The 23,359-nt window shown below is 47.0% G+C and carries 22 protein-coding genes; 19 read left to right on the top strand and 3 right to left on the bottom strand.

Going from position 1 to position 23,359, the window contains the following annotated elements:
- Window positions 1-38 precede the first annotated feature (38 nt).
- The gene (gene slrR / locus NST22_RS17980) at window positions 39-497 is read right to left on the bottom strand and encodes a transcriptional regulator SlrR (RefSeq protein ID WP_003242589.1); all 459 of its coding nucleotides are present in this window, start codon (window positions 495-497) and stop codon (window positions 39-41) included.
- Between the two features lie 245 nt (window positions 498-742).
- On the opposite strand from slrR, the gene NST22_RS17975 reads away from it, so the two are divergent.
- The 15 genes from NST22_RS17975 (at window position 743) to NST22_RS17905 (ending at window position 16,483) form a co-directional block, all read left to right on the top strand.
- Entirely contained in the window at window positions 743-1,447 is a 705-nt protein-coding gene (locus NST22_RS17975) for a YveK family protein (RefSeq protein WP_003228247.1), read from the top strand.
- Between the two features lie 5 nt (window positions 1,448-1,452).
- Window positions 1,453-2,136 (top strand): protein tyrosine kinase EpsB, encoded by a 684-nt coding sequence (gene epsB / locus NST22_RS17970; protein ID WP_003228249.1) that lies wholly within the window; start codon window positions 1,453-1,455, stop codon window positions 2,134-2,136.
- Window positions 2,137-2,370: 234 nt separating this feature from the next.
- A complete protein-coding gene (locus NST22_RS17965) occupies window positions 2,371-4,191 on the top strand; it encodes a nucleoside-diphosphate sugar epimerase/dehydratase (RefSeq protein WP_019712407.1) in 1,821 nt (606 codons plus the stop codon).
- A gap of 11 nt (window positions 4,192-4,202) precedes the next feature.
- Window positions 4,203-5,348: a glycosyltransferase family 4 protein gene (locus tag NST22_RS17960; protein ID WP_003242735.1), complete on the top strand. Its 1,146-nt coding sequence runs from the start codon at window positions 4,203-4,205 to the stop codon at window positions 5,346-5,348.
- Window positions 5,345-6,181 (top strand): glycosyltransferase EpsE, encoded by an 837-nt coding sequence (gene epsE / locus NST22_RS17955; protein WP_003244557.1) that lies wholly within the window; start codon window positions 5,345-5,347, stop codon window positions 6,179-6,181. The genes NST22_RS17960 and epsE overlap by 4 nt, the downstream gene beginning before the upstream one ends.
- A complete protein-coding gene (locus tag NST22_RS17950) occupies window positions 6,174-7,328 on the top strand; it encodes a glycosyltransferase family 1 protein (RefSeq protein ID WP_003228257.1) in 1,155 nt (384 codons plus the stop codon). Before epsE ends, NST22_RS17950 begins: the two co-directional genes overlap by 8 nt.
- Entirely contained in the window at window positions 7,325-8,428 is a 1,104-nt protein-coding gene (epsG, locus tag NST22_RS17945; protein WP_003228259.1) for a biofilm exopolysaccharide biosynthesis protein EpsG, read from the top strand. Before NST22_RS17950 ends, epsG begins: the two co-directional genes overlap by 4 nt.
- A 24-nt stretch (window positions 8,429-8,452) precedes the next feature.
- Complete coding sequence (locus NST22_RS17940; RefSeq protein WP_003243644.1) at window positions 8,453-9,487, top strand: glycosyltransferase; 1,035 nt, start codon at window positions 8,453-8,455, stop codon at window positions 9,485-9,487.
- A 4-nt stretch (window positions 9,488-9,491) separates the two neighbouring features.
- Complete coding sequence (locus tag NST22_RS17935; protein WP_003228262.1) at window positions 9,492-10,568, top strand: polysaccharide pyruvyl transferase family protein; 1,077 nt, start codon at window positions 9,492-9,494, stop codon at window positions 10,566-10,568.
- Entirely contained in the window at window positions 10,565-11,599 is a 1,035-nt protein-coding gene (locus NST22_RS17930; protein ID WP_003228264.1) for a glycosyltransferase, read from the top strand. The genes NST22_RS17935 and NST22_RS17930 overlap by 4 nt, the downstream gene beginning before the upstream one ends.
- Window positions 11,596-13,113, top strand: coding sequence for an MATE family efflux transporter (locus tag NST22_RS17925; protein WP_010886617.1), 1,518 nt, complete (start codon window positions 11,596-11,598; stop codon window positions 13,111-13,113). The genes NST22_RS17930 and NST22_RS17925 overlap by 4 nt, the downstream gene beginning before the upstream one ends.
- Window positions 13,110-13,718: a sugar transferase gene (locus tag NST22_RS17920; RefSeq protein WP_003243002.1), complete on the top strand. Its 609-nt coding sequence runs from the start codon at window positions 13,110-13,112 to the stop codon at window positions 13,716-13,718. Before NST22_RS17925 ends, NST22_RS17920 begins: the two co-directional genes overlap by 4 nt.
- Window positions 13,715-14,365 carry an acetyltransferase gene (locus tag NST22_RS17915; protein ID WP_003228268.1) on the top strand — a complete coding sequence of 217 codons (651 nt, stop codon included), beginning with the start codon at window positions 13,715-13,717 and terminating at the stop codon, window positions 14,363-14,365. The genes NST22_RS17920 and NST22_RS17915 overlap by 4 nt, the downstream gene beginning before the upstream one ends.
- 4 nt (window positions 14,366-14,369) lie before the next feature.
- Entirely contained in the window at window positions 14,370-15,536 is a 1,167-nt protein-coding gene (locus NST22_RS17910; protein WP_009968194.1) for an aminotransferase class I/II-fold pyridoxal phosphate-dependent enzyme, read from the top strand.
- On the top strand, window positions 15,515-16,483 hold the full coding sequence (locus tag NST22_RS17905) for a polysaccharide pyruvyl transferase family protein (protein ID WP_003228270.1): 969 nt from the start codon (window positions 15,515-15,517) through the stop codon (window positions 16,481-16,483). The genes NST22_RS17910 and NST22_RS17905 overlap by 22 nt, the downstream gene beginning before the upstream one ends.
- 9 nt (window positions 16,484-16,492) lie before the next feature.
- Here the strand turns inward: NST22_RS17905 and yvfG are convergent, their stop codons facing one another.
- On the bottom strand, window positions 16,493-16,711 hold the full coding sequence (gene yvfG / locus NST22_RS17900) for a protein YvfG (RefSeq protein WP_003219905.1): 219 nt from the start codon (window positions 16,709-16,711) through the stop codon (window positions 16,493-16,495).
- 78 nt (window positions 16,712-16,789) lie between these two features.
- On the opposite strand from yvfG, the gene rpoN reads away from it, so the two are divergent.
- Window positions 16,790-18,100, top strand: coding sequence for an RNA polymerase factor sigma-54 (gene rpoN / locus NST22_RS17895; RefSeq protein WP_003242595.1), 1,311 nt, complete (start codon window positions 16,790-16,792; stop codon window positions 18,098-18,100).
- A gap of 26 nt (window positions 18,101-18,126) precedes the next feature.
- On the opposite strand, the gene lutP is transcribed toward rpoN, so the two are convergent.
- Complete coding sequence (gene lutP, locus NST22_RS17890) at window positions 18,127-19,818, bottom strand: L-lactate permease LutP (RefSeq protein ID WP_003228275.1); 1,692 nt, start codon at window positions 19,816-19,818, stop codon at window positions 18,127-18,129.
- A gap of 227 nt (window positions 19,819-20,045) precedes the next feature.
- Here lutP and lutR point away from each other — a divergent pair, with 227 nt between their 5' ends.
- The 3 genes from lutR to ganS all read left to right on the top strand — a co-directional run bounded on the left by lutR (window position 20,046) and on the right by ganS (window position 23,346).
- The gene (gene lutR, locus NST22_RS17885; RefSeq protein ID WP_003228277.1) at window positions 20,046-20,768 is read left to right on the top strand and encodes an L-lactate utilization/bacilysin biosynthesis transcriptional regulator LutR; all 723 of its coding nucleotides are present in this window, start codon (window positions 20,046-20,048) and stop codon (window positions 20,766-20,768) included.
- Window positions 20,769-20,947: 179 nt separating this feature from the next.
- The gene (ganR, locus tag NST22_RS17880) at window positions 20,948-21,940 is read left to right on the top strand and encodes a galactan degradation operon transcriptional regulator GanR (protein WP_003244199.1); all 993 of its coding nucleotides are present in this window, start codon (window positions 20,948-20,950) and stop codon (window positions 21,938-21,940) included.
- Window positions 21,941-22,080: 140 nt separating this feature from the next.
- Window positions 22,081-23,346 carry an arabinogalactan oligomer ABC transporter substrate-binding protein GanS gene (ganS, locus tag NST22_RS17875; protein ID WP_003228280.1) on the top strand — a complete coding sequence of 422 codons (1,266 nt, stop codon included), beginning with the start codon at window positions 22,081-22,083 and terminating at the stop codon, window positions 23,344-23,346.
- Window positions 23,347-23,359 lie beyond the last annotated feature (13 nt).

Below are 23,359 nucleotides of genomic sequence, written 5' to 3'. Positions count from 1 at the left end.
TCCCCTATAGATGCGAACGTTAGCCCTTTAACCGATCATCATCTTCCCTTTGTTTTTAAAAAGGATTTGACTTCATGGACAGACAAGCCGATTTCTCTTGCCTCCGCCATCAGCGCTTTCCATTCTTCTATATTGGATTCCGTCAGTTTGCGGTTGCGGTAAGAGGCAGTTTCAGGCTGTTCTTTCTTGAGTCTGTTCGTAAAAGTGAACAATTCTTCCTTTTCCATCCCGGCTTGTACGGCTTGCACTAAATGTACGCGCCATTCTTCTTCACCGCCGCTGATTTTTTCATACATCATTGTTTCTGCGTCAAATAATTCTGTTAATTCAACTTCCAGTGTGGCAGAAACTTTTTTTAAAAATTGAACGGACGGATTCGTGTGAACGCCTCTTTCAATCTTGCTTAAATAGGATTTGGATACGCCTGACTCAACAGCCAGCTGATTAATAGAATAGCCTTTTCTTTTACGGTACAAACGGATAATTCTTCCAATCATAATATGAAATTCTCCTCTATTCCTGTCGTTATTTCGTTCATTATAAGGAATTTTTCGTTCTTTATAAAATTTAAAATAATAAGGGAAGTGCAGTAAATTAGAGGAAAATCATGATTTTGTTCTCTAAAGAGAACTTATTGGCTTATTTTGCAATTTTTAAATAATAACGTTTTCTTTTATAATCCAATCATTAACAGAAAGGGGCGCGGGAAGCCAGCCGCGGGAAGGCTGAAGGCTATGAATACATGAATGAGAATATGAGTTTCAAAGAATTATATGCGATTGTCAGACACAGATTCGTGCTGATTCTGCTCATCACAATCGGCGTCACCCTTATTATGGGTTTTGTGCAATTTAAGGTCATTTCACCGACCTACCAGGCGTCGACACAGGTGCTGGTTCATGAATCAGACGGTGAAGAAAACTCGAATCTCAGTGACATCCAGCGAAATCTTCAGTATAGCAGCACGTTCCAATCGATTATGAAAAGCACTGCCTTGATGGAAGAAGTTAAGGCGGAATTGCACCTATCTGAATCGGCTTCCTCGCTGAAAGGAAAAGTGGTTACCAGCAGTGAAAATGAATCAGAAATAATCAACGTTGCCGTTCAGGATCACGATCCGGCGAAAGCAGCTGAGATTGCGAACACGTTAGTGAACAAGTTTGAAAAAGAAGTAGATGAAAGAATGAATGTACAAGGCGTACATATATTATCAGAGGCGAAGGCTTCGGAAAGCCCGATGATCAAGCCGGCCAGGCTGCGAAATATGGTCATGGCTTTTGGCGCTGCTGTCATGGGCGGCATTACACTGGCATTTTTTCTGCATTTTCTCGATGATACATGCAAAAGCGCACGGCAGCTCAGCGAGAGAACCGGATTGCCATGCTTAGGCTCCGTTCCTGATGTCCACAAAGGGCGGAATCGCGGGATAAAACATTTCGGGGAGTGAAGCGAGTGATCTTTAGAAAAAAGAAAGCAAGGCGAGGTTTGGCTCAAATATCTGTTTTACACAATAAATCAGTTGTTGCGGAACAATATCGCACCATTCGGACAAACATTGAGTTCTCATCTGTCCAGACCAACTTGCGATCTATCCTCGTCACCTCCTCTGTGCCTGGTGAAGGTAAATCGTTCAGTGCAGCGAATCTTGCGGCTGTCTTTGCGCAGCAGCAGGAAAAGAAAGTACTGCTGGTGGATGCCGATTTAAGAAAGCCGACCATCAATCAGACGTTTCAGGTTGATAATGTAACCGGGCTGACAAATGTGCTGGTCGGCAATGCTTCACTCAGTGAGACGGTGCAAAAGACGCCGATCGATAACTTATATGTACTGACAAGCGGGCCGACCCCGCCAAACCCGGCAGAACTGTTGTCTTCAAAAGCAATGGGAGATTTAATATCTGAGATCTATGAACAATTCAGCCTCGTCATCTTTGATTCCCCTCCTCTTTTGGCTGTTGCAGATGCTCAGATTCTAGCAAATCAGACAGACGGCAGCGTGCTCGTCGTTTTAAGCGGAAAAACAAAAACCGATACCGTTCTGAAAGCAAAAGATGCACTGGAACAATCCAATGCGAAGCTGTTAGGCGCTCTTTTAAACAAAAAGAAAATGAAAAAATCGGAACACTATTCCTACTAGTTTTTGTAAAGGTGATGTCTCCTGACCTGTATCAATGGAGGCACTCGGCTCTGCTGTGGGCAGCTGAAGTTGCTGCCTTAGATGCTGGTCGTCGCTGGCGGGGCGTGAGGATGGGTTAAATGCCCACTTATCTCATATATACATAGGACGTATTGTCGGTTTAGCTGCTGCCGATTTTTTGGAGAGACGAAAACCGCCGCAGCTAAACCGATAAAAGAATTAGGGGGGAAAAGGTTGAGTTACCGGAGAAGACTGTCAATGATTATTGCGCTGGATACTTACCTCGTTTTAAATTCAGTTATTGCAGGATATCAATTTTTAAAAGATTCCTATCAATTTTATGACTCCGGAGCATTACTGCTTACCGCTGTCAGCTTGCTCCTCAGCTATCATGTGTGTGCTTTCCTGTTCAATCAGTATAAACAGGTGTGGACATACACCGGGCTTGGCGAGCTGATTGTCCTGCTTAAGGGCATTACGCTTTCAGCCGCTGTGACCGGCGTCATTCAGTATGCTGTGTATCACACGATGTTCTTCCGTCTGTTAACCGCGTGCTGGGTGCTTCAGCTTTTGTCTATTGGAGGGACCCGTATTTTATCCAGAGTATTAAACGAAAGCATCAGGAAAAAACGCTGCGCCTCGTCCCGCGCGCTGATTATCGGGGCGGGCTCAGGTGGGACTCTGATGGTCAGGCAGCTGCTTTCGAAAGATGAACCTGATATCATACCTGTCGCTTTTATTGATGACGACCAAACGAAGCATAAATTAGAAATTATGGGGCTGCCCGTAATCGGCGGAAAAGAAAGTATCATGCCTGCGGTGCAAAAGCTCAAAATTAATTATATTATTATTGCCATTCCTTCACTCCGCACCCATGAGCTTCAGGTGTTATATAAAGAATGTGTGCGAACCGGAGTAAGCATTAAAATTATGCCTCATTTTGATGAAATGCTGCTTGGCACACGAACTGCCGGACAAATCAGAGATGTAAAAGCTGAGGACTTGCTCGGCAGAAAGCCGGTAACCCTCGACACTAGCGAAATTTCGAACCGCATCAAAGGAAAAACAGTTCTCGTCACGGGAGCGGGCGGATCAATCGGCTCGGAAATCTGCCGTCAGATCAGCGCGTTTCAGCCTAAGGAAATCATTCTGCTCGGCCATGGGGAAAACAGCATTCATTCGATTTATACAGAGCTGAACGGACGATTCGGCAAACACATTGTGTTCCATACGGAAATCGCTGATGTGCAGGACCGCGATAAAATGTTTACCTTGATGAAAAAATACGAGCCGCATGTTGTCTATCATGCAGCTGCCCATAAGCATGTGCCTTTAATGGAACACAATCCAGAAGAGGCGGTCAAAAACAATATTATCGGAACAAAAAATGTCGCGGAAGCAGCCGATATGTCGGGAACTGAGACATTCGTGCTGATTTCATCGGACAAAGCGGTGAACCCAGCCAACGTAATGGGGGCGACAAAACGATTCGCAGAGATGATTATTATGAATCTTGGGAAAGTCAGCAGAACCAAATTTGTTGCTGTTCGCTTCGGCAATGTACTCGGGAGCCGCGGCAGCGTCATTCCAATTTTCAAAAAACAGATTGAAAAAGGCGGCCCGGTGACAGTAACACATCCGGCAATGACCCGCTATTTCATGACGATTCCCGAGGCATCAAGGCTTGTGATTCAGGCTGGGGCACTGGCGAAAGGGCGTCAAATTTTCGTTCTCGATATGGGAGAGCCCGTAAAGATTGTGGATCTTGCCAAAAACCTCATTCATTTGTCCGGCTACACGACTGAGCAGGTTCCAATCGAATTCACAGGCATTCGTCCGGGCGAAAAAATGTATGAAGAATTGCTGAACAAAAATGAAGTCCATGCTGAACAAATCTTTCCAAAAATTCACATCGGTAAAGCGGTGGACGGCGATTGGCCGGTGCTGATGCGCTTTATCGAGGATTTTCATGAGCTGCCGGAAGCCGACCTGAGAGCGAGGCTGTTTGCGGCAATCAATACATCAGAAGAAATGACGGCTGCCAGCGTTCATTAGGGGGAGTGAAAATGACGAAAAAGATATTGTTTTGCGCGACTGTTGATTATCATTTTAAGGCCTTTCACCTCCCTTATTTTAAATGGTTCAAGCAAATGGGCTGGGAGGTTCATGTCGCCGCGAACGGACAAACCAAGCTGCCGTATGTGGATGAGAAATTCTCCATCCCGATTCGCAGGTCACCTTTTGACCCTCAGAACCTGGCCGTTTATAGGCAGCTGAAGAAAGTGATTGACACTTATGAATACGACATTGTCCATTGCCATACACCGGTCGGCGGCGTTCTCGCCAGACTGGCGGCGAGGCAGGCACGGCGGCACGGAACAAAGGTGCTGTACACAGCGCACGGATTTCACTTCTGCAAAGGGGCACCGATGAAAAATTGGCTTCTTTACTATCCGGTTGAGAAATGGCTTTCAGCATATACAGACTGCCTGATTACGATTAATGAAGAGGATTACATACGGGCGAAAGGACTTCAAAGGCCGGGCGGAAGGACGCAGAAAATTCACGGCATTGGCGTCAATACCGAGCGTTTCCGGCCTGTCAGTCCGATAGAGCAGCAAAGACTCAGAGAAAAGCACGGGTTCCGTGAAGATGATTTTATATTGGTTTATCCGGCTGAGCTCAATCTGAACAAAAACCAGAAGCAGTTAATTGAAGCCGCAGCCTTGCTAAAAGAAAAAATTCCCTCACTCCGCCTTGTGTTTGCCGGGGAAGGGGCAATGGAACATACGTATCAAACGTTAGCTGAAAAGCTTGGTGCCTCCGCCCATGTCTGTTTTTACGGCTTTTGCAGCGACATACATGAGTTGATTCAGCTTGCGGATGTATCTGTCGCATCCAGCATTAGAGAAGGCCTCGGTATGAATGTGCTTGAGGGAATGGCGGCAGAACAACCGGCGATCGCCACAGATAATCGCGGGCATCGGGAAATCATCCGCGACGGAGAAAACGGTTTTCTGATCAAAATCGGTGACAGTGCTGCTTTTGCCCGCCGGATTGAACAGCTTTACCATAAGCCGGAGCTCTGCCGAAAGCTGGGACAGGAAGGCCGAAAAACAGCCTTGCGCTTCTCGGAGGCGCGAACGGTGGAAGAAATGGCAGATATTTATTCCGCGTACATGGATATGGATACAAAGGAGAAAAGCGTATGAACTCAGGACCGAAAGTTTCTGTCATTATGGGCATTTATAATTGCGAACGCACTTTGGCAGAAAGCATAGAATCCATACTCAGCCAATCCTATAAAAATTGGGAGCTGATTTTGTGCGATGATGCGTCAACAGACGGCACGCTCCGTATCGCGAAGCAGTATGCCGCTCATTACAGCGACCGCATCAAACTGATTCAAAACAAAACAAATAAGCGGCTTGCCGCATCATTAAATCATTGTCTTTCGCATGCGACAGGCGATTATATCGCACGTCAGGACGGAGATGACCTTTCGTTTCCGCGCCGTCTGGAAAAGCAGGTCGCGTTTTTAGAAAAGCACCGACACTATCAGGTGGTTGGCACCGGCATGCTTGTGTTTGATGAATTTGGCGTAAGAGGCGCCCGCATTCTGCCTTCTGTTCCGGAGCCGGGCATCATGGCAAAAGGGACTCCATTTTGCCACGGCACGATTATGATGAGAGCGAGTGCCTACCGCACGCTGAAAGGCTACCGGTCGGTGCGGCGGACGAGACGAATGGAAGATATTGATTTGTGGCTTCGCTTTTTTGAAGAGGGCTTCAGGGGCTATAATCTTCAGGAAGCCTTGTATAAAGTGAGGGAAGACAGCGATGCATTCAAACGGCGGTCATTTACGTATTCAATCGACAATGCCATTCTTGTCTATCAGGCGTGCAGACGCTTGAAGCTTCCTTTATCTGATTACATATATATCGCAAAACCGTTAATTCGCGCCTTTATGCCTGCAGCTGTGATGAATCGCTACCATAAAAAAAGAGTGATGAACCAAAAGGAAGGGCTTGTCAAGCATGAATAGCAGCCAAAAGCGCGTGCTCCATGTTCTCAGCGGCATGAACAGGGGCGGCGCGGAAACCATGGTAATGAATTTATATCGGAAGATGGACAAAAGCAAAGTGCAATTTGATTTTTTAACGTATCGAAATGATCCGTGCGCTTATGATGAAGAGATTTTATCTTTAGGCGGGCGGCTTTTTTATGTCCCGAGCATTGGGCAAAGCAATCCCCTTACATTTGTGAGGAATGTGAGAAACGCGATAAAAGAAAATGGGCCGTTCAGCGCCGTTCATGCGCACACGGATTTCCAAACGGGTTTTATCGCCCTTGCGGCAAGGCTCGCCGGAGTGCCGGTCAGGGTATGCCACTCCCACAATACGTCTTGGAAGACCGGCTTCAACTGGAAGGATCGATTGCAGCTGCTCGTGTTCAGGCGGCTCATTTTGGCAAATGCGACAGCGCTGTGTGCCTGCGGAGAGGATGCGGGCAGGTTTTTATTTGGACAGTCCAATATGGAGCGGGAGCGTGTTCACCTTCTTCCTAACGGGATTGACCTTGAGTTGTTCGCCCCAAATGGGCAGGCGGCTGATGAAGAAAAAGCAGCACGCGGCATTGCAGCCGACCGGCTCATCATTGGCCATGTGGCCCGGTTTCATGAAGTGAAAAACCACGCGTTCCTGTTGAAGCTTGCCGCACATCTCAAGGAAAGAGGCATTCGCTTTCAGCTCGTTCTGGCGGGAGACGGGCCGTTGTGCGGGGAGATAGAGGAGGAGGCGCGGCAGCAGAATTTGCTATCAGACGTCCTCTTTTTAGGCACGGAAGAACGGATCCATGAACTGATGCGAACATTCGATGTATTTGTCATGCCGTCTCTGTACGAAGGCTTGCCGGTTGTGCTTGTGGAAGCGCAGGCGTCGGGGCTTCCATGCATCATTTCAGACAGCATTACAGAAAAAGTCGACGCCGGTCTCGGGCTTGTCACAAGATTAAGTCTTTCTGAGCCGATCAGCGTCTGGGCTGAAACCATTGCAAGGGCGGCCGCCGCAGGCAGGCCGAAGCGTGAGTTCATCAAAGAAACACTCGCTCAACTTGGCTACGATGCACAGCAAAATGTAGGAGCGCTGCTGAATGTATACAACATCAGCACGGAAAAGGACCATAACCGATGATTGTATATGCCGTCAATATGGGGATTGTATTTATTTGGTCTTGGTTCGCTAAAATGTGCGGCGGCCGTGATGATTCGCTTGCCACGGGGTATCGGCCGAATAAGCTTTTGATCTGGATTCCGCTCGCTTCACTTGTGCTCGTGTCAGGTCTCCGCTATCGAGTCGGCACGGATTTTCAGACGTACACGCTGTTGTACGAATTGGCGGGCGATTATCAAAATGTGTGGCAGATATTCGGTTTCGGCACAGCGAAAACAGCGACAGATCCGGGGTTTACCGCACTCCTTTGGCTGATGAATTTCATCACGGAAGATCCTCAAATCATGTATTTTACGGTGGCGGTCGTGACCTACAGCTTTATTATGAAGACACTCGCCGACTATGGCAGGCCGTTTGAGCTGAGTGTCTTTTTATTTTTGGGAACCTTTCATTATTACGCATCTTTTAACGGCATCAGGCAATACATGGTGGCAGCTGTTTTGTTTTGGGCGATCCGTTATATCATTAGCGGGAACTGGAAGCGATATTTCCTGATTGTGCTGGTCAGCTCGCTCTTTCATTCGTCGGCGCTGATTATGATTCCAGTGTACTTTATTGTCAGAAGAAAAGCCTGGTCACCGGCGATATTCGGCCTATCCGCTTTATTTCTCGGCATGACATTTTTATATCAAAAATTTATTTCTGTGTTTGTCGTTGTACTTGAAAACAGCTCATACAGCCATTATGAAAAATGGCTCATGACGAACACAAATGGAATGAATGTGATCAAAATCGCTGTTTTGGTTCTGCCGCTGTTCCTTGCATTTTGCTATAAAGAACGACTGCGGAGTCTGTGGCCGCAAATTGATATTGTCGTCAATTTGTGCCTGCTAGGTTTTTTGTTCGGCCTTTTGGCCACAAAGGACGTGATTTTTGCCAGATTCAATATTTATTTCGGTCTGTATCAAATGATCCTAGTCCCTTATTTCGTCAGGATATTTGATGAAAAATCGAACGCTCTTATCTATATCGCTATCGTTGTTTGTTATTTTCTTTACAGTTATTTGCTTATGCCGGTCGATTCATCGGTTCTGCCTTACAGAACGATTTTTTCCCGGTAATTTATGCACGAGGAGCCGGTCATTATGGAAACACCTGCGGTTAGTCTGTTAGTCGCTGTTTATAACACAGAAACATATATCAGAACGTGTCTCGAATCACTGCGGAACCAGACAATGGACAATATTGAAATCATCATTGTCAATGACGGTTCAGCTGACGCCAGCCCGGATATCGCAGAAGAATACGCCAAAATGGACAACAGGTTCAAGGTGATTCATCAGGAAAACCAGGGACTCGGTGCGGTTCGGAATAAAGGCATTGAAGCTGCACGCGGCGAATTTATCGCGTTTATCGATTCAGACGATTGGATTGAGCCTGATTATTGCGAGCAGATGCTCCGGACAGCAGGCGATGAAACTGATCTGGTCATTTGCAATTACGCCGCAGAGTTTGAGGACACTGGCAAAACCATGGACTCTGACATTGCCCAAACCTATCAGGATCAGCCGAAGGAGCACTATATCAAGGCGTTATTCGAAGGGAAGGTCAGAGGGTTTTCATGGAACAAACTGTACAGAAGAAGCATGATTGAAGCCCATCGGCTGTCGTTTCCGCTCCGAGGCGAGCTGGAGCATGTCGAGGATCAGTTTTTCAGCTTCAGGGCTCATTTTTTCGCCCGCTCAGTATCCTACGTAAAAACGCCGCTCTATCATTATCGAATTCACCTTTCCTCCATTGTGCAGCGCTATCAGAAAAAATTGTTTGAATCAGGACTTGCGCTGTATGAGACGAATGCGGCGTTTTTACAGGAGAACAACAAACTGGAGGAGTATCGCAAGGAGCTTGATACCTTTATCGTTCTTCACAGCAGCATCTGTATGCTGAATGAATGGAAAACGAGCGGCAGCCGCCGGCTGTTTGAAAAGCTTAGAAATGTTGGCGTGATATGCGCGGACCCGGTGTTTCAAGAAAGTCTTTCAAAAACGGGTACTGCTCCTTTTGACGCAAAACGGTCATGCCTGCTTCTGATGGCGAAATACAGAATGATTCCGTTCGTCGCTATGGCATCGGCTGTGTATCAGCGGGTGATCGAGTACAAAATGAGAAACAGAGGGTGAGGACATGTCGTTACAATCGTTGAAAATCAATTTTGCAGAATGGCTGCTGCTAAAGGTCAAATACCCGTCCCAATATTGGCTGGGAGCGGCAGATCAACCGGTAAAGGCCGCAGCACATCAGAAAAAAATCATACTGACCCTGCTGCCGTCCCATGACAATTTGGGAGATCACGCAATTGCTTATGCCAGCAAGGCATTTCTTGAGCAAGAATACCCGGACTTTGACATCGTCGAGGTCGATATGAAGGACATTTACAAATCAGCAAAAAGCCTGATCCGCTCGCGCCATCCGGAGGATATGGTCTTTATCATCGGCGGCGGAAACATGGGGGATTTATACCGTTATGAGGAGTGGACGCGCCGCTTCATCATTAAAACATTCCATGACTATCGGGTTGTCCAGCTTCCGGCAACGGCTCATTTTTCTGACACGAAAAAAGGGCGCAAAGAGCTGAAACGGGCACAGAAAATTTATAATGCGCACCCCGGCCTATTGCTGATGGCGCGGGATGAAACAACGTATCAATTTATGAAACAGCATTTTCAAGAAAAAACAATTTTGAAGCAGCCGGACATGGTGCTGTATTTAGACAGAAGCAAGGCTCCCGCAGAACGCGAAGGGGTTTATATGTGTTTGCGCGAGGATCAGGAAAGCGTGCTTCAGGAGGAGCAGAGGAACCGGGTCAAGGCTGCGCTATGTGAGGAATTCGGCGAGATCAAATCCTTTACGACAACGATCGGCCGCCGGGTCAGCCGCGATACACGCGAACATGAACTTGAAGCACTGTGGTCTAAGCTGCAAAGCGCAGAAGCCGTCGTCACTGACAGGCTTCATGGCATGATTTTTTGCGCGCTGACAGGAACGCCGTGTGTTGTCATTCGCTCCTTTGACCATAAGGTGATGGAGGGCTATCAATGGCTTAAAGACATCCCGTTCATGAAGCTGATAGAACATCCGGAGCCAGAGCGCGTAACAGCCGCAGTCAATGAGCTTTTAACAAAAGAAACATCCCGTGCAGGCTTTCCGAGAGATGTGTATTTTAAAGGTCTGCGTGACAAAATCAGCGGTGAAGCGCAATGATCCCGCTCGTCAGCATTATTGTCCCGATGTATAATGTTGAACCATTTATAGAAGAGTGCATTGATTCTTTGCTTCGTCAAACGCTTTCTGATATTGAAATCATCCTCGTGAATGACGGAACACCGGATCGTTCAGGCGAAATTGCAGAGGACTATGCAAAACGGGATGCGAGAATCCGGGTCATTCATCAGGCAAACGGCGGGCTTAGTTCAGCGCGAAATACGGGAATAAAGGCCGCGCGGGGCACTTACATCGGCTTTGTAGACGGAGACGATTATGTATCATCCGCCATGTTCCAGAGGCTGACTGAAGAAGCGGAGCAAAATCAGCTTGACATCGTCGGATGCGGTTTTTACAAGCAGTCATCGGACAGGCGGACATATGTGCCGCCGCAGCTTGAGGCAAACCGCGTGCTGACGAAACCAGAAATGACTGAACAGCTTAAACATGCTCACGAAACGAGATTTATCTGGTATGTATGGCGTTATCTTTACCGTCGTGAGCTTTTTGAAAGGGCGAATCTGCTGTTTGATGAAGACATCCGTTTTGCTGAAGACTCTCCCTTTAATTTGTCCGCTTTTCGCGAAGCGGAGCGGGTGAAAATGCTTGATGAAGGATTGTACATTTATCGTGAAAACCCGAACAGCCTGACAGAAATCCCTTATAAGCCGGCGATGGATGAACATCTTCAAAAACAATATCAGGCTAAAATCGCATTCTACAATCACTACGGCTTAGCAGGCGCATGTAAAGAAGATTTGAATGTGTACATTTGCAGGCACCAGCTTCCGATGCTTTTGGCAAATGCCTGTGCTTCTCCGAATTCGCCGAAAGACATCAAAAAGAAGATCAGACAGATTTTATCCTATGACATGGTGCGGCAGGCTGTCAGACATACACCGTTTCAGCATGAGAAATTATTAAGAGGAGAGCGTTTGGTATTAGCACTGTGTAAATGGCGGCTCACTTTTCTCATCAAGCTGTTTTTCGAGCAGCGGGGGACAATGAAAGGCAGTGCGAAGCAGGCATGAAATTCACGATAAATTTCAGCGCGAATCTCACGGCTTTTCTCTTGTCTGTTTTCCTATCGGTTTGGATGACGCCTTTTATTGTCAAAACGCTCGGTGTCGAAGCGTTTGGCTTTGTTCACTTGACACAAAATGTGATTAATTACTTTTCGGTTATTACCGTGGCGCTCAGCTCGGTTGTCGTTCGGTTCTTTTCTGTTGCTGCCCACAGGGGAGAGCGGGAGAAAGCAAATGCGTATATCAGCAATTATTTAGCCGCCTCTGTTTTGATTTCCTTGCTGCTCTTGCTGCCGCTTGCGGGTTCGGCTTTTTTTATTGACCGCGTCATGAATGTGCCGCAAGCGCTTTTGGCAGATGTGCGTTTGTCGATTTTAATCGGCAGTGTGCTGTTTATTTTAACGTTTCTGATGGCGGGCTTCGGCGCTGCACCATTTTATGCCAACCGCCTTTATATCACCAGTTCCATTCAGGCGGTGCAAATGCTTATACGGGTGCTGTCTGTGCTGCTCCTGTTTGCATGCTTTGCGCCGAAAATCTGGCAGATCCAGCTTGCAGCTTTAGCTGGTGCTGTTATTGCGTCTGTGCTGTCTTTCTATTTCTTCAAAAAGCTGATTCCGTGGTTTTCGTTTCGTATGAAGGATCTTTCATTCCGTACAAGCAAGGAGCTGTTTCAAGCGGGCGCATGGAGCTCCGTCAATCAAATCGGCGTCCTGCTTTTTTTGCAGATTGATCTGTTAACCGCCAATTTGATGCTGGGGGCGTCTGCATCCGGGAAATACGCGGCGATTATCCAGTTTCCGCTGCTTTTGCGCAGCTTGGCCGGAACGGTCGCATCCCTGTTTGCGCCCATCATGACTTCATATTATTCAAAAGGCGATATGGAAGGATTGATGAATTACGCCAATAAGGCAGTAAGGCTCAATGGTCTTTTGCTTGCACTTCCTGCTGCCTTATTGGGCGGATTGGCGGGACCTTTTCTGACAATCTGGCTCGGACCGTCCTTTTCAACGATAGCACCGCTTTTATTTATTCATGCCGGATACTTGGTTGTCAGCCTCGCCTTTATGCCGCTGTTTTATATATGGACCGCTTTTAATCAACAAAAAACACCGGCGATTGTTACCCTGCTGTTAGGTGCGGTGAATGTGGTGCTGGCGGTCACGCTGAGCGGGCCGGCTCATCTCGGTCTGTACGGCATAACATTGGCAGGGGCCATTTCTCTTATTTTAAAAAATGCCATCTTTACGCCGCTTTACGTATCCCGCATTACAGGCTACAAAAAGCACGTGTTCCTTAAAGGCATAATCGGGCCTCTTTCAGCCGCTGTATTTGCCTGGACGGTCTGTAAGGCAATTCAGTTCATTGTGAAGATTGACAGCTGGCCGTCATTGATAGCGACGGGAGTGACAGTCAGCTTTTGCTACGCTGTTTTCGCTTTTATGCTCGTTTGTACAAAAGAGGAAAGACAGCTGGTATTAAAACGGTTTCGAAAAACGAAAGGAGCTGTGAATCTTTGATCCTGAAACGACTTTTTGATCTGACGGCCGCCATTTTTTTGTTGTGCTGTACAAGTGTGATCATTCTGTTCACCATCGCCGTTGTCAGGCTGAAAATAGGATCACCTGTCTTCTTTAAGCAAGTAAGGCCGGGCCTGCACGGCAAACCGTTCACCCTATATAAGTTCCGGACAATGACGGATGAACGGGACAGTAAAGGAAATCTGCTGCCTGATGAAGTCCGGCTGACGAAAACGGGCAGGCTGATCAGAAAGCTGAGCATTGATGAGCTTCCGCAGCTCCTGAATGTCCTGAAGGGCGATCTGAGCCTTGTCGGGCCGCGGCCGCTTTTGATGGACTATCTGCCTCTTTATACAGAAAAACAGGCACGGCGCCATGAGGTGAAGCCGGGTATCACAGGCTGGGCGCAAATCAATGGCAGAAACGCGATTTCCTGGGAAAAGAAATTTGAATTAGATGTTTGGTACGTTGACAACTGGTCATTTTTTCTCGATTTGAAAATTTTATGTTTGACGGTGCGAAAGGTCCTTGTTTCAGAAGGGATTCAGCAAACCAATCATGTGACCGCGGAACGGTTTACCGGAAGCGGAGATGTGTCCTCATGAAAAATGTGGCCATTGTGGGTGACGGCGGTCACGGAAAGGTGATCAGAGAGCTGATAAACGCCCGCTCAGATACGCGCTTAGCCGCGGTGCTGGATGATAAATTCAAAACGTTCGAAGGCGGAAAAGAATGGTACACAGGACCGCCGAAAGCCGTTACTGAACTGCGCAGGCTCATTCCTGATGTGCTGTTTCTGATTGCTGTTGGGAATAACAGTGTCAGAAAACAGCTGGCGGAGCGACTGGGACTGGGGAAAGATGATTTTATTACATTGATTCACCCGTCAGCCATCGTCAGCAAGTCGGCTGTCATTGGGGAAGGGACAGTGATTATGGCGGGCGCGATCATTCAGGCGGATGCGCGCATCGGCGCCCACTGCATCATCAATACGGGTGCAGTGGCAGAGCACGACAATCAAATCAGCGATTACGTTCATCTGTCCCCGCGTGCCACGCTGTCAGGAGCGGTTTCCGTTCAGGAAGGCGCTCACGTCGGAACCGGTGCATCCGTCATACCGCAGATCATAATCGGGGCTTGGAGCATTGTCGGAGCCGGCTCCGCGGTGATCCGTTCCATACCGGACAGGGTAACGGCGGCCGGTGCTCCGGCACGCATCATTTCTTCCATTCAAACATCAAACAAAGGATGATTCTATGCATAAAAAAATCTACTTATCTCCCCCTCATATGAGCGGCAGGGAGCAGCACTATATTTCAGAAGCCTTTCGCTCAAACTGGATTGCGCCGCTTGGGCCGCTCGTGAATTCATTTGAAGAACAGCTGGCAGAACGAGTCGGTGTAAAAGCAGCAGCTGCGGTCGGCTCAGGAACGGCGGCGATTCATCTCGCGCTGCGTTTGCTTGAGGTAAAAGAAGGTGACAGCGTGTTTTGCCAGTCCTTCACATTTGTAGCAACCGCCAATCCGATTCTATATGAAAAAGCGGTGCCCGTCTTTATTGATTCTGAGCCTGATACGTGGAATATGTCGCCGACAGCCCTTGAAAGAGCATTGGAGGAAGCGAAAAGAAACGGAACACTGCCAAAAGCGGTAATTGCCGTCAATCTATATGGGCAGAGCGCGAAAATGGATGAAATCGTAAGCCTGTGTGATGCATACGGAGTTCCTGTCATTGAGGACGCAGCCGAATCTCTCGGCACAGTCTATAAAGGGAAGCAAAGCGGAACATTCGGGCGCTTCGGCATTTTTTCATTTAACGGGAACAAAATCATCACCACATCAGGGGGAGGGATGCTCGTTTCAAATGATGAAGCCGCAATTGAAAAAGCAAGATTTCTCGCTTCGCAGGCACGAGAGCCGGCTGTTCATTATCAGCACAGTGAAATTGGACATAATTACAGGCTGAGCAATATCTTAGCCGGCGTCGGCATTGCCCAGCTTGAGGTGCTGGATGAGCGAGTGGAGAAAAGAAGGACCATTTTCACGAGATACAAAAATGCGCTCGGTCACTTAGACGGCGTCCGCTTTATGCCAGAGTACGCAGCAGGCGTATCCAATCGCTGGCTCACCACGCTCACACTTGATAACGGGCTCAGCCCATATGACATAGTTCAACGTCTTGCTGAAGAAAACATTGAAGCCCGTCCGCTGTGGAAGCCGCTCCATACCCAGCCGCTGTTCGATCCGGCTTTATTTTATTCTCATGAAGATACAGGAAGCGTATGCGAAGATTTGTTCAAGCGAGGAATCTGTCTCCCATCGGGGTCCAATATGACAGAAGATGAGCAAGGCCGGGTCATTGAAGTGCTACTGCACTTATTCCATACTGTCGAGGTGAAGAAATGGACAGCAAGCATTCGATGATCAGCCTGAAACAGAAACTGTCCGGGCTGCTCGACGTCATTCCGAAACAATCAGAGATTATATATGCTGACTATCCTCTATATGGGAATGTAGGGGATTTATTTATTATGAAAGGAACAGAAGCCTTCTTTAAAGAACACGGGATTCGGGTCAGAAAACGCTGGAATCCAGACAATTTCCCAATCGGGCGAAAGCTTGATCCGAATCTCATCATCGTCTGCCAGGGAGGCGGAAACTTCGGGGATCTGTATCCGTATTATCAAGGCTTTAGAGAGAAAATCGTCCAAACCTATCCGAACCACAAAATTGTGATCCTGCCGCAATCGATTTATTTTCAAAACAAAGACAACCTCAAGCGGACGGCAGAGATATTTTCTAAGCATGCGAACCTTCACATCATGACAAGGGAAAAAGCCTCCTATGCTACGGCACAGGCCTATTTTACAACAAATCACATTCAGCTTCTGCCTGATATGGCTCATCAGCTGTTTCCCGTCATTCCCACGCAGCAGCCGTCCAATCAAAAGCTGAGATTTATCCGAACAGATCATGAAGCAAACCAGGCGCTTCAGGAACACGCAGAAGCGGAAAGCTACGACTGGCGCACGGTGCTGTCAGCTTCAGACCGCCGGACGATTGCTTTTCTCCAAACGCTGAACGTCTTGAATAAAAAAGCAGGCAACCCTTTGCCCATTGCGTATATATGGGAAAAATACTCGGATTATATCGTCCAAAAAGCGATTCGGTTTTTCAGCCGTTACGAATCGGTGGAAACATCAAGGCTGCACGGCCACATCCTGTCTTCTCTTCTTCAAAAAGAAAACACGGTCATTGATAATTCCTACGGGAAAAACGCCAATTACTTTCATACCTGGATGGAAGGCGTGCCAAGCACCCGTCTCATCCAGCACGCCTCAAAGAAGGAAAACCTTCCTGCTCACATGTGAGCGGAAGGTTTATTTTGATTCTCCACGTTTGACTTTGTTGTATGCTTCATCTAAATGCTGAATCCGTTTCAGGACAACTGCGTTTTTCGTCAGCTGGTCCTGCACTAGTGTTGAGACGACGGAACGGTAGTAGCTGTTCATCGCGTGGATTTTATCCTCAGACTGATTCATTTCAATATGCTGTTTTAAATTCTCAATAAAATAAGGGACGGAAAAAAGTTCAGACATTTCTTTGGCAGCTCCTTTTTCATAAATGTATACGGTGTGATCTCAATCATGTACAATGAAGAAAGGGGAGTGAGCAAGATGGATATGAAACTTCAGCAAGTACAAGTATTAAAGCCTCAACTGACACAGGAGCTCAGGCAGGCCATCACGCTGCTTGGCTATCATTCGGCAGAACTCGCCGAGTACATTGATGAGCTCTCACTGGAAAACCCTCTTATTGAACGAAAGGAAACAGACACACCGCCACTATCTTACCATAAAACAAACAAAAACAGGATGAATGCACAGGAAGCGGGCCTTCAATTAAGTAATCCGCAAAAAACATTGCAGGATGCGTTAAAACAGCAGTCACTCGATATGAATCTGACAAACACTGAAAAAAAGATTTTTAATTATCTGATTCATTCGCTTGATTCAAACGGGTACTTGGAAGAAGATATAGAGGAGGCAGCACGGCGATTATCTGTATCGGCCAAGGAAGCGGAGGCTGTTTTGGCAAAACTCCAGTCGTTAGAACCGGCTGGAATCGGCGCGAGATCTTTGCAGGAATGCATCCTTCTTCAATTACAGCGGCTGCCGAACAGAAATGAACAAGCGGAAATGCTGGTTTCAGCTCATTTTGATGCTTTTGCGCAAAAAAAATGGAAAACGCTTTCAGTAGAGACGGGAATTCCGCTTCATACCATTCAAGATATCTCAGATGATATCGCGGCTCTTCATCCTAGACCTGGCCTTCTGTTTGCCCGGCCAGAGCAAGATGTGTATATTGAGCCTGACATTTTTATCACCGTAAAAAATGGGCACATCGCAGCGGAACTGAATACCCGCTCGTTTCCCGAGATCGATCTGCATCCGCAGTACAGAACGCTTTTATCATCCGGCTCCTGTCAGGATACTGTCTCCTATTTATCTGCGAAATATCAGGAGTGGCGCTGGCTGAGCCGCGCGCTGCGGCAGCGAAAACAGACAATCACGAGAATTATCAATGAACTGATCACACGCCAAAAGGATTTCTTTCTGAAAGGGCGAAGCGCAATGAAGCCGCTGACTCTCAGAGAGGTGGCAGACTGTCTAAGCCTTCATGAATCAACTGTGAGCCGGGCCATTAAAGGGAAAACAATACAAACGCCTTACGGGCTGTTTGAGATGAAACTCTTTTTCTCAGCAAAAGCCGAGGCTTCAGGTGATGGAGATGCGTCGAATTATGCAGTCAAAACGCATCTGGAAAACCTGATCAATCAAGAGGACAAAACAAAACCGCTTTCAGACCAAAAGCTTGTCGATTTGCTGTATGAACAACACGGCATCCAAATCTCGAGACGCACCGTGGCAAAATATCGCGATCAAATGAATATTCCGTCATCGGCAGCGAGAAAGCGATATAAATAAAATCCTCCCTAGACGGGAGGATTTTTTTAAGGAATCATCCAGCTGAATACGTGATGCTGCAAAAAGGTGATGATACAGACGAGCAGCAGCAAAAACAGACTGTGTTTAATGGTAAAGCGGAAAAGATCTGACTCCTTTCCGGCGAGTCCTACCGCGGCGCACGCCACCGCTATCGACTGCGGTGAAATCATTTTTCCTGTGACACCGCCTGAAGAGTTGGCGGCCACAGACAGAACGGGGTCCATGCCGACTGATAATGCGGTGACTTTCTGCAGGTTGCCGAACAGCAGGTTGGCAGAAGTATCCGAGCCGGTAATGAAGACGCCGAGCCAGCCGAGAACGGGCGAAAAGAAGGTAAACATCGAACCTGTCAGCGCGAGTGTCATCCCGAGTGTCGTGCTCATTCCCGAGGAGTTGGTGACATAGGCAAAACCAACGACAGAAGCAATGGTCAAAATCGGAAGCTTCAATTCCTGGACTGTTTCTTTAAAAACGGTTCCCCAGTCTTTCCACGAAATCGCCGTGATGAATTTTGACAGCACTGCGGCAATCAATATCGCGGTGCCGGCCGAACCAAGCACCTCCAACTTGTAAACCGCTTCAATCGGCGTACCGTCAGCATTGACAATCTGATTGTTCAAAAAAGGCACACCGGGGGAAAAAGTCAGTTTTTCTCCAACAGCATTCAGCCACTTCAAGAACACCGCAGAGCCTTCATAATGCCCGGTCAGCGCGGATTTGACAGATGGAATGCCCCATACGGAAATCATCGCCGTCAGCAGCAGAAATGGCGACCAAGCCTTAAAAATCTGTCCGCCTCTGTATGCAGGCGCCGCCGGATTTGTGCGCGCCGTTTCAATTGAGGCGGCCGACTCTTGTTCACCGGCAAACCGGAATGTTGTTTTCGGCTTCCACCATTTCAAAAACACAGCAAGCGCAGCCATTGAAACAAGAGCTGACAAAACATCGGGCAGCTCAGGCCCTAAAAAATTGGAACTGAGATATTGAACAACAGCAAAGGAAACACCGGATACGAGAATCGCCGGCCAGATCTCCAAGGCTTTCCTGAACCCGCTCATGATGATGATTAAATAAAGAGGAATAAATACGGATAAAAACGGCAGCTGCCGCCCAACCATTTGCGAAATCTCCATCGCCGGAATCCCTGTCGGCCCTTCTACGGCTGTAATTGGAATCCCAATTGCCCCAAAGGCAACCGGCGCCGTATTGGCGATCAAACAGATCCCCGCAGCATAAAGAGGATTAAAGCCGAGACCGACCAGCAGCGCGGCAGAAATGGCGACCGGCGCTCCGAAGCCTGCTGCCCCTTCTAAAAAAGCCCCGAATGAAAAAGCGATCAAGAGAGCTTGAAGCCGTCGGTCATCAGTAATCGAGAGAACAGAGCTGCGAATGATATCAAACTGTCCCGTTTTCACAGTGATTTTATACAAAAAAACAGACGTCACAATGATCCAGCCGATCGGCAACAATCCGTATACGGCTCCTTGTGTCGCGGACATCAGCGCTTTTTCCGCCGGCATACGATAAACCAATACAGCAATGATAAGGGCGATCCCCAATGTGGCCAAGCCTGCTGTATACCCCTTCATCCGTTTAATCGCGAGTGCCCAAAAAAAGAAAATAATCGGTACAAGTGCGGCAAGCGCTGATAATAGCAAATTTCCCCCTATAGGCGTATATGCCTGTGTCCATTGCATCCCAAACCCCTCCTTGAAACATAAACTGGCGCCATATGTAAGCGGTTTCTATAGATGATATGATCATCTGATGACTGGGTAATAAGACCAGTTACCTAGCATTATATTTTGAAAAAAATCAAAGTACAAGACTTTTTGACAAAATAGTCAAAATCTTTTGGCGGCCCACAAAACAGAGTATAATAGATCGTAAACAGCCAGACCTACAAGTTACGGGGTGAATTGCATTGAAATATAAACAGATTAAAACAAAAAAAATATATGAAGAAGTAGCGGATGCCCTATTAGATATGATCAAAAATGGCGAATTGAAGCCGGGGGATAAACTGGACTCTGTTCAGGCGCTTGCTGAGAGCTTTCAAGTCAGCCGTTCAGCGGTTCGCGAAGCACTTTCTGCGCTAAAAGCGATGGGGCTTGTCGAAATGAAACAGGGAGAAGGCACGTATCTGAAGGAATTTGAGCTCAATCAAATTTCTCAGCCGCTCTCAGCCGCCCTTCTGATGAAAAAAGAGGACGTCAAGCAGCTGCTCGAGGTCAGAAAACTGCTTGAAATCGGCGTGGCTTCACTAGCGGCTGAAAAAAGGACAGAAGCAGATCTCGAAAGAATTCAGGATGCACTAAAGGAAATGGGCAGCATTGAAGCGGACGGGGAGCTGGGAGAGAAAGCAGACTTTGCATTTCATCTTGCGCTTGCGGACGCTTCTCAAAATGAACTTCTTAAACACTTGATGAATCACGTGTCATCATTGCTGCTGGAAACAATGAGGGAAACGAGGAAAATCTGGCTGTTTTCCAAGAAGACCTCCGTTCAGCGGCTGTATGAGGAGCACGAACGGATTTACAATGCTGTGGCTGCCGGGAACGGTGCACAGGCGGAAGCCGCCATGCTGGCGCATTTGACGAATGTGGAAGATGTGCTTTCGGGATATTTCGAGGAAAATGTGCAATAACCAACTCATTTCCCGGGCAATTCCGCCGGTTCCGAATGATACGAACAACTGAGACTGAGCCGCAAATGGTTCAGTCTTTTTACATGGCAGCCAGAGGGCTTTGTGCACTTGACATTTGTGAAAAAGAAAGTAAAATATTTTACTAAAACAATGCGAGCTGAATAATGGAGGCAGATACAATGGCGACAATTAAAGATATCGCGCAGGAAGCGGGATTTTCAATCTCAACCGTTTCCCGCGTTTTAAATAACGATGAAAGCCTTTCTGTTCCTGATGAGACACGGGAGAAAATCTATGAAGCGGCGGAAAAGCTCAATTACCGCAAAAAAACAGTAAGGCCGCTGGTGAAACATATTGCGTTTTTATATTGGCTGACAGATAAAGAAGAATTAGAAGATGTCTATTTTAAAACGATGAGATTAGAAGTAGAGAAACTGGCGAAAGCATTCAATGTCGATATGACCACTTATAAAATAGCGGATGGAATCGAGAGCATTCCTGAACATACGGAAGGGTTTATTGCCGTCGGCACATTTTCAGATGAAGAGCTGGCTTTCCTCAGAAATCTCACTGAAAACGGCGTGTTCATCGATTCAACTCCTGATCCCGATCATTTTGACTCGGTAAGGCCCGATTTGGCACAAATGACAAGGAAGACGGTAAACATCCTGACTGAGAAGGGGCATAAGAGCATCGGTTTTATCGGCGGCACATACAAAAATCCGAATACCAATCAGGATGAAATGGACATCCGTGAACAAACCTTCAGATCCTATATGAGGGAAAAAGCCATGCTGGACGAGCGCTATATTTTCTGTCATCGCGGATTCTCTGTAGAAAACGGCTACCGCCTGATGTCAGCAGCGATCGACACATTAGGCGATCAGCTTCCGACTGCTTTTATGATTGCAGCGGACCCGATTGCAGTGGGCTGTCTGCAAGCCCTGAACGAAAAAGGAATTGCCATACCAAACAGGGTAAGCATTGTGAGTATCAACAACATCAGCTTCGCGAAGTATGTCTCGCCTCCTCTGACGACGTTTCATATTGATATACATGAATTATGTAAAAACGCTGTTCAATTACTGCTTGAACAAGTGCAGGACAAGAGAAGAACGGTAAAAACATTATATGTGGGCGCAGAATTAATCGTCAGGAAGAGTATGAATTAAGGATGACTTAGGACACTAAGTCATTTTTTATTTAGGTAAAAAAATTTACTCTATGAAGTAAATAGTTTGTTTACACATTTTCTCAGGCATGCTATATTATCTTTAAAGCGCTTTCATTCCTACCGAAAGGGTGACAATCAATGAAAATGGCAAAAAAGTGTTCCGTATTCATGCTCTGCGCAGCTGTCAGTTTATCCTTGGCGGCTTGCGGCCCAAAGGAAAGCAGCAGCGCCAAATCGAGTTCAAAAGGGTCAGAGCTTGTTGTATGGGAGGATAAAGAAAAGAGCAACGGCATTAAAGACGCTGTGGCTGCATTTGAAAAAGAGCATGATGTGAAGGTCAAAGTCGTTGAAAAACCGTATGCCAAGCAGATTGAAGATTTGCGAATGGATGGACCGGCCGGCACAGGCCCTGACGTGTTAACAATGCCAGGGGACCAAATCGGAACCGCTGTCACGGAAGGATTACTCAAGGAATTACATGTCAAAAAAGACGTTCAATCACTTTATACTGACGCTTCCATTCAGTCTCAAATGGTAGATCAAAAGCTTTATGGACTGCCAAAAGCGGTCGAAACGACTGTGCTTTTTTACAACAAAGATCTCATCACAGAAAAGGAATTGCCCAAAACGCTGGAAGAGTGGTACGACTATTCCAAAAAGACTGCTGACGGCAGCAAATTTGGCTTTTTAGCCCTATTCGATCAAATTTATTATGCAGAAAGTGTGATGAGCGGATATGGCGGATACATTTTTGGAAAGGCCAAAGATGGGAGCTATAACCCGTCAGACATTGGAATCAATAATGAAGGAGCTGTCAAAGGTGCGGCGCTGATTCAGAAGTTTTACAAAGATGGCCTGTTCCCGGCTGGCATTATTGGAGAACAAGGGATTAACGTGTTGGAATCGCTGTTCACAGAAGGAAAAGCCGCCGCAATTATTTCTGGTCCATGGAATGTAGAAGCCTTTTCGAATGCAGGAATCAATTATGGCATTACGAAACTGCCGAAGCTGGAAAATGGGAAAAACATGAGCTCCTTTATCGGCGTCAAAAGCTACAACGTCAGTGCATTTTCAAAGAATGAAGAGCTGGCGCAAGAATTAGCCGTTTTCCTGGCAAATGAAAAAAATTCTAAAACACGATATGAAGAAACGAAAGAAGTTCCTGCTGTGAAATCCCTAGCCAATGACCCGGCTATTATGAAAAGCGAGGCGGCACGGGCTGTTACTGAACAATCCCGTTTCTCAGAGCCAACACCAAATATTCCGGAAATGAATGAAATATGGACGCCGGCTGATTCAGCATTACAGACGGTTGCAACAGGGAAGGCAGATCCGAAACAAGCATTGGATCAAGCAGCTGAAACGGCCAAAGGACAAATTAAGGCAAAGCACAGCGGAAAATAAAGAGAAAGCTAGA

The sequence above is a fragment of the Bacillus sp. PS237 genome (assembly GCF_037963345.1).
In the GTDB taxonomy this organism is placed as follows: domain Bacteria; phylum Bacillota; class Bacilli; order Bacillales; family Bacillaceae; genus Bacillus; species Bacillus subtilis.
Note: the sequence above shows the minus strand (reverse complement) of the source record. Positions and strands in the feature narration are given on the sequence as shown.

Excerpts from the sequence above, each read along its gene's own strand:
- slrR (WP_003242589.1), bottom strand. The coding sequence starts at position 497 with ATGATTGGAAGAATTATCCGTTTGTACCGTAAAAGAAAAGGCTATTCT.
- NST22_RS17975 (WP_003228247.1), top strand. The coding sequence starts at position 743 with ATGAATGAGAATATGAGTTTCAAAGAATTATATGCGATTGTCAGACAC.
- NST22_RS17960 (WP_003242735.1), top strand. The coding sequence starts at position 4,203 with ATGACGAAAAAGATATTGTTTTGCGCGACTGTTGATTATCATTTTAAG.
- epsE (WP_003244557.1), top strand. The coding sequence starts at position 5,345 with ATGAACTCAGGACCGAAAGTTTCTGTCATTATGGGCATTTATAATTGC.
- NST22_RS17950 (WP_003228257.1), top strand. The coding sequence starts at position 6,174 with ATGAATAGCAGCCAAAAGCGCGTGCTCCATGTTCTCAGCGGCATGAAC.
- epsG (WP_003228259.1), top strand. The coding sequence starts at position 7,325 with ATGATTGTATATGCCGTCAATATGGGGATTGTATTTATTTGGTCTTGG.
- NST22_RS17940 (WP_003243644.1), top strand. The coding sequence starts at position 8,453 with ATGGAAACACCTGCGGTTAGTCTGTTAGTCGCTGTTTATAACACAGAA.
- NST22_RS17935 (WP_003228262.1), top strand. The coding sequence starts at position 9,492 with ATGTCGTTACAATCGTTGAAAATCAATTTTGCAGAATGGCTGCTGCTA.
- NST22_RS17930 (WP_003228264.1), top strand. The coding sequence starts at position 10,565 with ATGATCCCGCTCGTCAGCATTATTGTCCCGATGTATAATGTTGAACCA.
- NST22_RS17925 (WP_010886617.1), top strand. The coding sequence starts at position 11,596 with ATGAAATTCACGATAAATTTCAGCGCGAATCTCACGGCTTTTCTCTTG.
- NST22_RS17915 (WP_003228268.1), top strand. The coding sequence starts at position 13,715 with ATGAAAAATGTGGCCATTGTGGGTGACGGCGGTCACGGAAAGGTGATC.
- NST22_RS17910 (WP_009968194.1), top strand. The coding sequence starts at position 14,370 with ATGCATAAAAAAATCTACTTATCTCCCCCTCATATGAGCGGCAGGGAG.
- NST22_RS17905 (WP_003228270.1), top strand. The coding sequence starts at position 15,515 with ATGGACAGCAAGCATTCGATGATCAGCCTGAAACAGAAACTGTCCGGG.
- yvfG (WP_003219905.1), bottom strand. The coding sequence starts at position 16,711 with ATGTCTGAACTTTTTTCCGTCCCTTATTTTATTGAGAATTTAAAACAG.
- rpoN (WP_003242595.1), top strand. The coding sequence starts at position 16,790 with ATGGATATGAAACTTCAGCAAGTACAAGTATTAAAGCCTCAACTGACA.
- lutP (WP_003228275.1), bottom strand. The coding sequence starts at position 19,818 with ATGCAATGGACACAGGCATATACGCCTATAGGGGGAAATTTGCTATTA.
- ganR (WP_003244199.1), top strand. The coding sequence starts at position 20,948 with ATGGCGACAATTAAAGATATCGCGCAGGAAGCGGGATTTTCAATCTCA.
- ganS (WP_003228280.1), top strand. The coding sequence starts at position 22,081 with ATGAAAATGGCAAAAAAGTGTTCCGTATTCATGCTCTGCGCAGCTGTC.